Source organism: Caballeronia fortuita, assembly GCF_001544835.2.
GTDB classification, from domain to species: domain Bacteria; phylum Pseudomonadota; class Gammaproteobacteria; order Burkholderiales; family Burkholderiaceae; genus Caballeronia; species Caballeronia fortuita.
In genome coordinates this window covers 45,574-58,156 of record NZ_FCNX02000007.1, presented here as the reverse complement: position 1 = coordinate 58,156, position 12,583 = coordinate 45,574, and the positions used below count along the sequence as shown (strand labels likewise).

Below are 12,583 nucleotides of genomic sequence, written 5' to 3'. Positions count from 1 at the left end.
TGCATTGTTGCGGTGCGCGTGTGCTTCGATTTATTTTCCCGACGCGCGTGCGAGCATATGTGCTTAGCTCAATCTGCCGCGCGCCCAGTGGTTCGAATGGCGTCACGCGCGCTGCACACGCGATCGAATGTCGTGACGAGCAGGGCCATCCGAGGTTCGAGTGGTATGGCGCGAGATGCAACGAACACGCGATCTGTGCGTTGTCGTTCTTCCTCGACACAATATGACGTAAGCCTGTTCCATCGAGCTTCGAAACCCGCTAGGTTTGTCGCCTCGACAACAGCTTGGGAAGCATCATGCAGGAGCGTGACAGAACAATTCAGCGGGTAGCTACCGTACCTTCAACGCCGGAGCGCGGTCTCCGCCTTATTCGAGTATCGAGCAACGCTAAAACAGAGCGACGCAAAGCGGCACTGGCGGGTTCGAGGTTGAGCTATGCGTAAGGCCGCGATACGCGACGGCGATCCGACAACTACGGGCGGCTTGGTTATCGCTTTTTCATCGACAATCAGCGACGACGGAAGGAAGGTCGCTCTCAGCGACGATGAAGCAACGTGCGGAAACTGCAAGGGCGTGCACAAGATCCACGGCACCGGAAAATCGTGACCGACCAGGCAGGGAGAACGCAACGCATCAGGACATCGGCGGCACAACAGATCGCGGTCGAGATAAAGGATTTCGATTGATGAGTGAGTACTTCGAAATTCACAGGTCAATGACCAATACCGTCGAGGGCTCCTTCGTGACCATCGATGTGAGCACAGACCGCATATGTCCGAATATGAGCAACAAGGAATTTCGCGAGATGGCGACGCGCTTGATCGAATGGTCGAATATTCTGTTGAACAGGCGTCTCGATGACCTTCGGCGCAACGACGCAAGGACTAAGGAGCGAATGCGAAAGTGGTTCGGTCGAGATGACGAGGCCACGCGAATGTATCTTCTAGATGGTTTCACCAAAGTGAGCAGCATCATGTCGGAGTTGAAGCCGACTCATCTGATTCGTTCAGGCGCCGACGAAGACCGTGCCCTCGGGTGTGCACCCAACTTAAACGACCTGGATGGGGAGGCGGCGCACGTTTGCAGCCCGAACATCCAGAACAGACGAATTGCGATTGGCCTGCAGTTTTGCAACGTCCTGACGGATTTCAGGGAGTTCCAAGATTCGCGCGTCTCAACGCTTATCCATGAGGTGACTCACTTCGTCGATACTTTTGGAAGCGGAGATCCACGGTACGTCATCTCGACCCCGCTTGCGTTGTGGGGGCAAACCAACCAGACACTTGCCCTAAAGAATGCGGACTCCCTTGCTGCCTTCGTGATCTATGATGAAAAATTGCCTTAAAGCGGTTGCATTGAGTTTAGTGTTGCTGTGCGCAGAGTCTTTTGCTGCGTGCAATGGTTCCATGAATCGGCCCGCACAGTACTTTTCAGTACCATTCGAAAAGGATCGCTTCGAGATTTCAGCCGAGCACGTGGCGCGTTTTCATACCTGGGCTTCTGAAATGCTCGCGAAGTATCCACTTCAGGAGTGGCTATCCATTTCCGGAGATGCGATGCCCATCGAAGGCGGCCCCGAAGCGCTTGCTCGCCGTCGAGCGATAGAAACGGCTAAGCTCGCTTTGGATTCGGGGCTGTCGATTGCGCCAATCGAAATCAAGAGCGAAGTGGGTTCGGTCGGCAATCCAGTCAGTTATGGATCCGAAGGCCGATCGGCATTCGTTCAGTTAAGCATCGGATGCCCGAACAGCTGCTGCGAAAAACCTGCGAACTGAGTCGGAAGGCGCAATGTTCGATGACGCAGGACATCGGGCCGACGAGGGAATTCCGCTAAGCAGCTTTTGCATAGATGGAAAGTTTCATGGCGGCCAAGCCAATCACCGATTAACCAGCCGCCCCGGCACACTAAGCACCAACACCGCCCCAAGCAAGAGAAACCCGGCAAGCATGAACATCCCGCTGGCATTGGAAGCCGTCACCTGCTTCAACCACCCTACGAGATAGGGACTCAAGAACCCCGCAAGATTCCCAAGCGAGTTGATCATCGCGATCCCCGCCGCCGCGCCCGTGCCCGCAAGAAACGCCGTCGGCAGACTCCAGAACAGCGGCAGCGTCGTGAGAATGCCCATCGTCGCGAGCGTGAGGCCAAGCATCGCCAGCGTCGTATTCGACGCCCACACGACCGACAACACGAGCCCGATCGCACCGATGAACGCCGGAATCGCGATATGCCAGCGACGCTCGCCCGACCGGTCCGCGCTGCGCGCCGCGAGCAGCATGCCGATCACCGCCGCGCCGTAAGGAATCGCGGAGAGCAGGCCGACGTGCAGCGCATCCTTGATGCCCATCGACTTGATGATCGTCGGCAGCCAGAAGCTCACGCCATACAGCCCCATCACGAACGAGAAGTAGATGATGCTCATCAGCCAGACCTTCGGGCTCGACAGAATCTTGCCGAGCGAAAGGTCTTCCTTCTCGACGTTGTCCGCCGCGATATTACGTTCGAGCAGTTCGCGTTCTTCGTGCGTGAGCCACGAAGCCTTCGCGATGCGGTCATCCAGTTTGAGAAACACGACGATGCCGACCACGATCGACGGAATGCCTTCGAGCAGCAGCAGCCATTGCCAGCCGTGCCAGCCGTTCTTCATGTGAAACGCATCCATGATCCAGCCGCTGATCGGCCCGCCGATCAGACCGGACAGCGCGATCGCCGTCATGAACAGCGTCGTGATGCGTCCTCGCCGCTGCGCCGGAAACCAGTACGTCAGATAAAGAATGATGCCGGGGAAAAAGCCCGCTTCCGCCGCGCCGAGCAGAAAGCGCATGACGTAGAACATCGTCGGCGTGGTGATGAACATCGTGAGCGCGGAAATGATGCCCCACGTGATCATGATCCGCGCGATCCACACGCGCGCGCCGACGCGATGCAAGATGATGTTCGACGGTATCTCGAAGATGAAATAGCCGAAAAAGAAAATGCCCGCGCCGAAACCATACACGGCATCCGACAGTTGCAAATCCGCGGCCATCTGCAGTTTGGCGAAGCCGACGTTCACGCGGTCCAGATACGCCACCACGTAACAAATGAGCAAAAGCGGCGCGAGGCGCCAGACGACCTTCCGGTAAGTCGCTTCCTCGAATGCTGAAGGCGTGCCCGCGCCGGGACGCGGCATGGGATTGGCGGTGCTGGCCATGTGGCGTGTCTCCTATATTTTTGTGTGCGCCACGCGCGCGGATGGGCCCGCGCGCGATTACAGACGCGTAAGGATTCTAGCCCGCCTGCCGGGACGCTAAACGCCCGTTTCTACTAGGGAAAGCACGGATGCGCGGGCATCGCTCAGACGCAGCGTCCGCCGTCCACTTCGAGCGCCACGCCGGTGATGAACTCGGCATCGTCGGAGGCGAGATAAAGCGCCGCGTTGGCGATGTCCTGCGGCGTCGAAAGTCGGCCGAGCGGAATCGTCGCGAGAAACTTGCGGCGGTTTTCGGGCGTGTCTTCCATGCCCATGAACTCCGAGAGCAGGGCGGTCTCGCCCATCACCGGATTGATGCAGTTCACACGGATGCGATCCGCGCCCAGTTCCACCGCCAGCGCCTTGCTCGCGATGATGACCGCCGCCTTGCTGCCGTTGTACCAGACGAGCCCCGGACGCGGCCGCACGCCCGCCGTCGACGCGACATTGATGAACGCCCCGCCGCCTTGCTCCCGAAAATACGGCACGAACTGCTCGACGCTCCAGTAGATGCTCTTCACGTTCACCGCATAGACGCGGTCGAACTCGGCCTCGGTTACGTCGAGCACGGGCTTGTTGCGGTGCGTCGTTCCCGCGTTGTTGACGACGATCTGCACGCTGCCGAAGTCCTGAATCGCGGCATCGAAGAGCGTTTGCCAGTCGGTGCGTTTCGTCACGTCGCCCTGAACGGCGATCGCGCGGCCATGCTTCACTTCCGCCGACGACGCCAGCGCGATCTCGCTCGCCACGCGCTCCGCGGCCGGCCCGTTCAAATCGTTGACGACGACATTCGCGCCCTCGCGCGCGAACGTCTTCGCGATGCCTTCGCCGAATCCCGAGCCGCCGCCCGTCACGATGACCGTCTTGCCTTGCAGTCGCATGATGTCTCCCGTTAACCGTGTTTGATGGCGATGGTCTTGAGCGTCGTGAAGCCGTACAGCGCCTCGAAGCCTTTCTCGCGCCCGTGTCCCGAATGCTTCACGCCGCCGAACGGCAATTCGATGCCGCCGCCCGCGCCGTAGTTGTTGATGAATACCTGCCCCGAGCGCACGCGGCGCGCGAGGCGCATCTGGCGCGCGCCGTCGCGTGTCCAGATGCCGGCGACGAGGCCGTAGTCGGTGCCGTTGGCGAGCCGGAGCGCGTCGGCTTCGTCGTCGAAAGGCATGGCGGCGAGCACCGGACCGAAGACTTCCTCGCGCGCAAGCCGATGCGTCGGCGGGACATCGCGCAGCAAAGTGGGCGCCTGATAGAAGCCCGCTTCGGGCGCATCGCCGACGACTTCGCCGTGCGCGGCCATCGGAATGCCGTCATGCTGCGCATCGGATAAGAAGTCCCACACGCGCTGCTGCTGCTTCGCGCTGATGAGCGGGCCGCAGTCGAGATCGAGCGTGCTCGGGCCGACCTTCAGCGCCGCGAACGCCTCCGAGAGCCGGTCGAGAAGCGGCTCGTACGCCGCGCGCTCGATCAGCACGCGGCTGCCCGCCGAGCACGTCTGTCCGGCGTTCTGCACGATCGCCGCGACGAGCACGGGCAGGGCGGCGTCGAAATCGGCATCGGCGAACACGATTTGCGGCGACTTGCCGCCCAGCTCCAGCGTGACGGGAACGTGATTGTCGGCGGCCATTTTCGTGACGGCGGCGCCCGTCGCGGGCGAGCCGGTGAACGAAATGTGATCGATGCCCGGATGCCGCGCGAGCGCCGCGCCCGCTTCGTGCCCGTAACCGGTGACGATGTTGAGCGCGCCATCGGGCAAACCGGCTTCCGCCGCCAGTTCCGCGATGCGCAACAGCGACAGGCACGCGTCCTCCGCCGGCTTCACCACGCACGCGTTGCCGGCGGCGAGCGCGGCGGCCACGCTGCGCCCGAAGATCTGCAGCGGATAATTCCACGGCACGATATGGCCGGTGACGCCGTGCGGCTCGCGGATCGTGAGCACGGTGTAGCCGTGCTGATAGGGCAGGGTTTCGCCGTGGAGCTTGTCGGCGGCGCCCGCGTAGAACTCGAAATAGCGCGCGATGCCGGTGACGTCGGCGCGTGCCTGCTTGAGCGGCTTGCCGGTGTCGCGCGCCTCGACCTGCGCGATGTCCTCGTGGCACGCGGCGATCAGCATCGACAGTCGCGCCAGGATGCGCCCGCGCTCGGCGGCGCTCGTCGCGCCCCAGGCGCCATCGAAGGCGGCGCGCGCGGCGGCGACGGCGCGGTCGATATCGGCGGCGGTGCCGCGCGCAATCTCCGCAAAGATCTGGCCGTCGGACGGATCGACGACGGGAATCGTCTCGTTGCCCGATGCCGCAACCCAGCGGTTATCGATGAAATGTTTCGCGTCTTCCATGCATGTCTCCTTGAATCGGTTTTCTGTCTGCAAGTCGAATCGCTGCGTGTTTCGATTATCGCGCCATCCACCGGCACGCGCCTGCCGCCGGCCGTGAGAAGGCGTTTGGCTATAATGACGTATTCACGCGCCGACACACGCGACGGGCCGCGCAACACCGTCCGCCCGTGCGCTTCCATCTCCGACCTCAACTTCTCCAGAGAGTGCTCATGAGCTTCAACAACGTACCTCCCGGCAAAGACCTCCCGCAGGATTTCAACGTCATCATCGAGATTCCCGCGCAGAGCGATCCGGTCAAATACGAAGCGGACAAGGACATGGGCCTGCTCGTCGTCGACCGCTTCGTCGGCACCGGCATGCGCTATCCGGTCAACTACGGCTTCATCCCGCAGACGCTCTCCGGCGACGGCGACCCGGTCGACGTGCTCGTCATCACGCCGTTTCCGCTGCTGGCCGGCTCGGTCGTGCGTTCGCGCGCGCTCGGCATGTTGCAGATGACCGATGAATCGGGCGTCGACGCGAAGCTGCTCGCCGTGCCGCACGACAAGGTTTGCCCGATGACGGCGAACATCAAGTCGATCGACGACGTGCCCGAATTTCTGAAAGACCAGATCAAGCACTTCTTCGAGAACTACAAGGCGCTCGAAAAGGGCAAGTGGGTGAAGGTCGAGGGTTGGGCCGGCATCGACGCCGCCCACAAGGAAATTTCGGAAGGTATCGCTAACTTCAAGAAGTAAGCGCCTTTCTCCGACGAAACGCCGCCGCACGCAACCCGCGCGGCGGCGTTTTTCATTCTTCCTCGCTCGCTGCCGTCTGGGGCAACAGCGATTCCAATGTCCGCTCGCCCGCAATCAACGCGCGCTTTTGCTGCGCGGTCAATTGCTTCACGCGATACTCAGCGCGCAACGCCTCCGATCTCCCCGCCAATTCGAACGACGCCAGCACGCGCAACGGTTTCTTCGCCCGCGTATAACGCGCGCCCTTGCCGCTCGCGTGGGCGGTGAAGCGCGCCTCGACGTCCGTCGCGATGCCCGTGTACAGGCTGCCGTCGGCGCATTCGATCAGGTACAGAAACCAGGGCATGAGAGAACGATGGAAGATTTGCCGCGCATTATCGCCGAAAGCGCCGCGCCGGACGTTTTGTCCGCTTCGGCGTGCGGCTGCGAGTTGCGCGAGAATAGCCGCTTTCGGGCGCGTATTGCGTGGTATCGGGCGCGCTCGTCGATTTCTCACAGCGAGGTAGCCTGTTGAATCGCGAGGTCGAAATTCATGTGGTCGATGCGCTCGCCGACATCGCCGCCGACGACTGGAACCGGCTCGCCGGCGATAACCCGTTCGTGCGGCACGCGTTTCTCGCGGCGCTGCAAGAGACGGAATGCGCGGTGAAACGCACTGGCTGGCGCGCGCATCATCTGATTCTGACGCGCGGCGGCGAGTTCGCCGGCGCGATGCCGCTCTATCTCAAGTCGCATTCGCGCGGCGAGTACGTGTTCGATCACGCCTGGGCCGATGCCTTCGAGCGTCACGGTCTGCGTTACTACCCGAAGGCGTTGTCGGCCGTGCCGTTCTCGCCGGTCACCGGCCCGCGCCTCATCGCCGCGCATCACGAGGATCGCGTGCTGCTCGCGCGCGGCGCGATCGAACTGACGCGGCGGCTCGAATTGTCGTCGCTGCATGTGCTGTTTCCGCACGCACAGGATGTCGAGGCGCTCACCGACGCGGGCTACATGCTGCGCGAAGGCGTGCAGTTCCACTGGGAGAACCTGCCCGGCGATGGCTACGAAAGCTTCGACGCCTTCCTCGCGACGATGAGCCACGACAAGCGCAAGAAGGTGAAGCAGGACCGCCGGCGCGTGGCGGACGCGGGCGTCTCGTACACGTGGCTGCGCGGCGCGCAGATCGACGAAGCCGCGCTCGACTTCTTCTACGACTGCTACGACAACACGTACCGCGAGCATTGGAACGCGCCGTATCTCTCGCGCGAGTTCTTCGGCCGGATTCACGCCGATGCGCCCGAGTCGATGCTGCTCGTCATCGCCGAAGCGGACGGCGCGCGGCTCGCGTGCGCGCTCAACATGATCGGCGGCGACACGATGTACGGCCGCTACTGGGGCACGCGCGAATTCATCTCGGGCCTGCACTTCGAGACGTGCTACATGCAGGGCATCGCGTATTGCATCGAGCACAAGCTCGCGCGCTTCGAAGGCGGCGCGCAGGGCGTGCACAAGATGTCGCGCGGACTGTTGCCGACACCGACGTGGTCCGCGCACTGGATCGCCGATCGGCGTTTCGCGCACGCGATCGCCGAGTTTCTCGACGCCGAAACGCAGGCGATGGATCAGCATATCGAGAAACTCGAAGCGCACACGCCGTTCAGGAAGAAAACCTGAGATGCGATAATCGATCAGACTCTTCGCCGCAACGCGCGCACATCCATGTCGACCATGAGCAGAAACTTCTTCAACCTGTATAGCCACGACTTCGCGCGCGTCGCGGTCGGTGTTCCGTCCTGCAAGGTCGCCGATCCCGCGTTCAACGCGGCGCAGACGATCGCACTCGCGAACGAGGCCGCCGCGCGCGGCGCGGTGCTCGTCGCGTTTCCCGAGCTCGGCATCTCCGCCTATACCTGCGACGACCTTTTTCATCAGCGCGCTTTGCTCGATGCCTGCGAAGACGCGCTGCAAAGCATTGTCGACGCATCGAAGACGCTCGATATCGCGATGATCGTCGGCGCGCCGGTTCGCGCCGAGCACAAGCTCTTCAATTGCGCGATCGTCGTCGCGGGCGGCTTCATTCGCGGTGTCGTGCCGAAGAGTTATCTGCCGAACTATGGCGAGTTCTACGAAGCGCGTCAGTTCAGCCCCGCCGATGCCGCCGCCACGAACACCGTCACGCTATGCGGTCAGGACGTGCCGTTCGGCGCGTCGCTGCTGTTCCAGATCAGGAATCTTCCGCTCTTGCGGTTCCACCTCGAGATCTGCGAGGACGTCTGGGTGCCGATTCCGCCTTCGTCGTTCGCGGCGCTCGCGGGCGCGACCGTGCTCGTGAATCTGTCGGCGTCGAATATCGTCGTGGGGAAGTCGGCGTATCGGCATCAGCTCGTCGGGCAGCAGTCGGCGCGTTGTGTCGCGGCCTATCTGTACACGTCGGCGGGCAACGGCGAATCGTCGACCGATCTCGCGTGGGACGGGCAAGGTCTCATCTACGAGAACGGCGAGCTGCTCGCGGAATCCGAGCGTTTCTCGGACCGCTCGCATCTCATCTTCGCCGATGTCGATCTCGAACGGCTCTCGCGCGAGCGCATGCGGCAAACCACGTTCGGCCGCTCGACGCATCGGCATGCGGAGGAAGTCGCACAATTCGACGTAATCGAGTTTCCGCTGCCGATTCCCGTCGACGGCAAGCTGCCGCTCGAACGCCGCGTCGCGCGCTTTCCGTACGTGCCCGCCGATGCCGCGCGCCGCGACGAACGCTGCAACGAGGTCTACAACATTCAGGTGCAGGCGTTGCTGCAACGGCTGCAATCGTCGGGAATGTCGAAGGTGGTCATCGGCATATCGGGCGGACTCGATTCGACGCATGCACTGCTCGTGTGCGCGAAAGCGATGGACCGGCTCGGGCTGCCGCGCTCGAACATCCTCGCCTATACGATGCCCGGTTTCGCAACCAGTGACCGCACGCTCAAGCAGGCGCGCGAACTGATGGAAGTCGTCGGCTGCACGGCGAGCGAAATCGACATTCGTCCGAGTTGCGCGCAGATGCTCGCGGACATCGGTCATCCGCACAGCACGGGCGCCGAGCAATACGACATCACGTACGAGAACGTGCAGGCCGGCGAGCGCACGAGTCATCTCTTCCGGCTCGCCAACTTCAACAACGCGATCGTCATCGGCACGGGCGATCTAAGCGAGCTCGCACTCGGCTGGTGCACCTACGGCGTGGGCGATCACATGTCGCACTACAACGTCAACGCGAGCGTGCCGAAGACGCTGATCACGCATCTGGTGCGCTGGGTCGCGGAGTCGGGGCAGATCGGCGGCAATGGCAGCGATGTGCTCGAAAACATCCTCTCCACCGACATCAGCCCGGAGCTCATTCCCGGCAAGACGAGCGGCGTCGTCGAGCAGAAGACGGAGAGCGTCATCGGGCCGTACGAGTTGCAGGACTTCAATCTGTATTACACGCTGCGCTTCGGCTTCGCGCCGACGAAGGTCGCGTTCCTCGCGCTGCACGCGTGGCGCGATCGCGATGCGGGCGCGTGGCCGGAAGGTCCGAACGTCCCGCGCAATCAATACGACATCGGTGAGATCCGCAAGAATCTGCGCATCTTTCTAGACCGCTTTTTCCGCACGAGCCAGTTCAAGCGCTCGTGCATTCCGAATGCGCCGAAGGTCGGCTCGGGCGGTTCGCTTTCGCCGCGCGGCGACTGGCGCGCGCCGAGCGACGGCCAGGCGACGGTGTGGCTCGCGGACCTCGAACGCGTGCCGGCGAAAGAGTGATATCCGGCGCACGCGCGCATTTACGGACCGCCTGCTCGATGAAACGCGGCTAGAATCGAAGACATCTGTCCCGCGCGGGACACGACCTTTTTCGAACCCCTTGAATCGATCCTTACGCGAGGCACGCCATGAAACGCATCACCGCCATCATCAAACCGTTCAAGCTCGACGAAGTTCGCGAGGCGCTAGCCGAAGTGGGCCTCACGGGCCTGACGGTCACGGAAGTGAAGGGCTTCGGCCGCCAGAAGGGACATACCGAGCTCTATCGTGGTGCAGAGTATGTCGTCGATTTCCTGCCGAAGGTGAAGATCGAAGTCGTCGTCGCGAACGATCAAACCGATCAGGTCATCGATGCAATCATCGGCGCGGCGCGCACCGGCAAGATCGGCGACGGCAAGATCTTCGTCGCCGATGTCGAGCGCGTGATCCGCATCCGCACCGGCGAGGAAAACGAAGCGGCGGTTTGAGCGCCGCCGTCTTCATCGCTGTCCGAAGCCCGCCGTTCGTGCGGGCATTTTTCTTGACGCGCGCATGCACCAGCGCGATGCGCGCCGTCGTTCCTGATTTTTTCTCCGTTCTATTTCTTGCCTGAGGGCAGGATTGACGCGTGCGTGCGGTAACATCGAATTCCGGTTACATCTTTGTAAGGAATCGTTTGATGCATCACGCGATCGGCTTCATTCAGGATCTCGCGGTGATCATGGCCATCGCGGGCGTCGTAACGGTGCTGTTTCACCGTCTGCGGCAGCCGGTCGTCCTGGGCTATATCGCCGCGGGAGTGATCATCGGGCCATACACGCCGCCGTTCAACCTCATCCACGACGAAGCGACGATCCAGACGCTCGGCGAACTCGGCGTCGTCTTTCTGATGTTTTCGCTCGGGCTCGAATTCAGTCTGCGCAAGCTCTTCAAGGTCGGCGCGACGGCGTTCGTCGCCGCGCTCTCGGAGATCGTGCTGATGATCTGGGTCGGCTACGAGATCGGCCGATGGTTCGGCTGGAGTTCGATGGACTCGCTGTTTCTCGGCGCGATGCTCGCTATTTCGTCGACGACCATCATCGTGAAGGCGCTGTCCGAACTCGGCATGAAAGGCGAGCACTTCGCGCAGATCGTGTTCGGCATTCTCATCGTCGAGGACATACTCGCCATCGCGATGCTCGTGCTGCTTTCGGGCATCGCGCAGACGGGCTCGGTGAGCGCGGGCGTTGCAGTCGTGACGCTCGGCAAGCTTTTGCTCTTCATGACGGTATCGCTGGTCGTCGGCATTCTGACGGTGCCGCGCGCGCTCAATTACGTCGCGAAGGCGAAGAGCGACGAGATGCTGCTCGTCACCGTGCTCGGCTTCTGCTTCGGCTTCTGCCTGCTCGTCGTGAAGCTCGACTATTCGATCGCGCTCGGCGCGTTTCTCATCGGCGCGATCATGGCGGAGTCGCGGCATCTCGCGCGCATCGAGCATCTGATCGCGCCGGTGCGCGACATGTTCTCGGCGATCTTCTTCGTGACCATCGGCCTGCTGTTGAATCCGACGGTGCTCGTCGACTATGCATGGCCGATCGCCGTCATCACGATCGCGGTCGTGCTCGGCAAGATCGTGTCGTGCGGGCTCGGCGCGTTTCTCGCGGGCAAGGACGGACGCACGTCGATGCGCGTCGGCATGAGCGTCTCGCAGATCGGCGAGTTCTCGTTCATCATCGCGTCGCTCGGGTTGTCGTTGAAAGTCACGAGCAGCTTCCTGTATCCGATCGCGGTGGCCGTGTCCGCGCTGACGACGCTCTTCACGCCGTATCTGATTCGCGCCGCCGATCCGCTCACCATGCGCCTCTCCCGCGCGATGCCCGCGCCGCTCGCGCACACGTTCGGCCTGTATTCGCAGTGGCTCGCGAGCCTCACGCCGGCGTCCGGCGGCCCGACGCTCTTCTCGATGACGCGGCGCATCGTCGTGCAGATCGCGGTGAATCTCGCGCTCGTCGCGGCAATTTTCCTGTGCGCTTCGTATGCGGCGCCGTTCGCGTCGGGCTATCTCGCGCGCTGGCTCGACACCGACAACGCGCGGCGCGTCGTGCTGTGGAGCGCGGCACTCGTGATCGCGCTGCCGTTTCTGGTCGCGGTGTATCGCAAGCTCGAATCGCTCGCGCTCCTGCTCGCGGAAGTGAGCGTGCAGCCCGCCAAGGCGGGGCGCTTCACCAGCGCGATCCGCTCGGCCATTTCCGGGCTCATTCCGATCGTCGCGATGTTCGGCGTCTTTCTGCTCGTCGCGGCGCTCTCGGGCGGCATCCTGCCGCCGTTCGGGTTGATGGTCGGCGTGCTCGTGTGCGTCGCGCTCCTGCTGACGGTGCTGTGGCGCTGGTGCGTGAAAATCCACGCGACGATGCAGATCGCGTTGCGCGAGACTTTCGAAGAGCCGCGCGATCATTGACGGCTCTCTTCACAGAGCTAGTTCCGGCGCCGAAGCGCACCGGGTTCCCGCGATTATGTGAGCAAATGTGTGCTGGTTTGCGGCGTGCTGTTCCGAGGCGGAT

General features: G+C 62.5%; 12 protein-coding genes. 8 read left to right on the top strand and 4 right to left on the bottom strand.

The genetic code is table 11. The features are described 5' to 3' along the window. Positions 1 to 435 precede the first annotated feature (435 nt). The 3 genes from AWB77_RS37320 (at position 436) to AWB77_RS14770 (ending at position 1,775) form a co-directional block, all read left to right on the top strand. A complete protein-coding gene (locus tag AWB77_RS37320) occupies positions 436 to 606 on the top strand; it encodes a PAAR domain-containing protein (RefSeq protein WP_341844977.1) in 171 nt (56 codons plus the stop codon). A gap of 79 nt (positions 607 to 685) precedes the next feature. Further along, complete coding sequence (locus AWB77_RS14775; protein WP_061135201.1) at positions 686 to 1,345, top strand: M35 family metalloendopeptidase; 660 nt, start codon at positions 686 to 688, stop codon at positions 1,343 to 1,345. Positions 1,346 to 1,406: 61 nt separating this feature from the next. Beyond that, a complete protein-coding gene (locus AWB77_RS14770; RefSeq protein WP_157694815.1) occupies positions 1,407 to 1,775 on the top strand; it encodes a hypothetical protein in 369 nt (122 codons plus the stop codon). A 102-nt stretch (positions 1,776 to 1,877) separates the two neighbouring features. Here the strand turns inward: AWB77_RS14770 and AWB77_RS14765 are convergent, their stop codons facing one another. The 3 genes from AWB77_RS14765 to AWB77_RS14755 form a co-directional block, all read right to left on the bottom strand. Beyond that, a complete protein-coding gene (locus AWB77_RS14765) occupies positions 1,878 to 3,194 on the bottom strand; it encodes an MFS transporter (protein WP_061135199.1) in 1,317 nt (438 codons plus the stop codon). Between the two features lie 143 nt (positions 3,195 to 3,337). Further along, entirely contained in the window at positions 3,338 to 4,114 is a 777-nt protein-coding gene (locus AWB77_RS14760) for an SDR family oxidoreductase (protein ID WP_061135198.1), read from the bottom strand. Between the two features lie 11 nt (positions 4,115 to 4,125). Next, positions 4,126 to 5,565: an aldehyde dehydrogenase family protein gene (locus AWB77_RS14755; RefSeq protein ID WP_061135197.1), complete on the bottom strand. Its 1,440-nt coding sequence runs from the start codon at positions 5,563 to 5,565 to the stop codon at positions 4,126 to 4,128. 209 nt (positions 5,566 to 5,774) lie between these two features. On the opposite strand from AWB77_RS14755, the gene ppa reads away from it, so the two are divergent. Then, the gene (gene ppa, locus AWB77_RS14750) at positions 5,775 to 6,302 is read left to right on the top strand and encodes an inorganic diphosphatase (RefSeq protein WP_061135196.1); all 528 of its coding nucleotides are present in this window, start codon (positions 5,775 to 5,777) and stop codon (positions 6,300 to 6,302) included. A 52-nt stretch (positions 6,303 to 6,354) separates the two neighbouring features. Here ppa and AWB77_RS14745 read toward each other — a convergent pair whose 3' ends face one another. Further along, a complete protein-coding gene (locus tag AWB77_RS14745) occupies positions 6,355 to 6,648 on the bottom strand; it encodes a GIY-YIG nuclease family protein (RefSeq protein ID WP_061135195.1) in 294 nt (97 codons plus the stop codon). A 164-nt stretch (positions 6,649 to 6,812) separates the two neighbouring features. Here AWB77_RS14745 and AWB77_RS14740 point away from each other — a divergent pair, with 164 nt between their 5' ends. The 4 genes from AWB77_RS14740 to AWB77_RS14725 all read left to right on the top strand — a co-directional run bounded on the left by AWB77_RS14740 (position 6,813) and on the right by AWB77_RS14725 (position 12,480). Continuing rightward, complete coding sequence (locus AWB77_RS14740) at positions 6,813 to 7,955, top strand: GNAT family N-acetyltransferase (protein WP_061135457.1); 1,143 nt, start codon at positions 6,813 to 6,815, stop codon at positions 7,953 to 7,955. A gap of 54 nt (positions 7,956 to 8,009) precedes the next feature. Beyond that, positions 8,010 to 10,064, top strand: a complete 2,055-nt coding sequence (locus AWB77_RS14735) for an NAD(+) synthase (protein ID WP_061135456.1) — start codon at positions 8,010 to 8,012, stop codon at positions 10,062 to 10,064. Positions 10,065 to 10,192: 128 nt separating this feature from the next. Further along, positions 10,193 to 10,531 carry a P-II family nitrogen regulator gene (glnK, locus tag AWB77_RS14730; protein WP_008342452.1) on the top strand — a complete coding sequence of 113 codons (339 nt, stop codon included), beginning with the start codon at positions 10,193 to 10,195 and terminating at the stop codon, positions 10,529 to 10,531. Between the two features lie 191 nt (positions 10,532 to 10,722). After that, positions 10,723 to 12,480 (top strand): cation:proton antiporter, encoded by a 1,758-nt coding sequence (locus tag AWB77_RS14725; RefSeq protein ID WP_061135194.1) that lies wholly within the window; start codon positions 10,723 to 10,725, stop codon positions 12,478 to 12,480. Positions 12,481 to 12,583 lie beyond the last annotated feature (103 nt).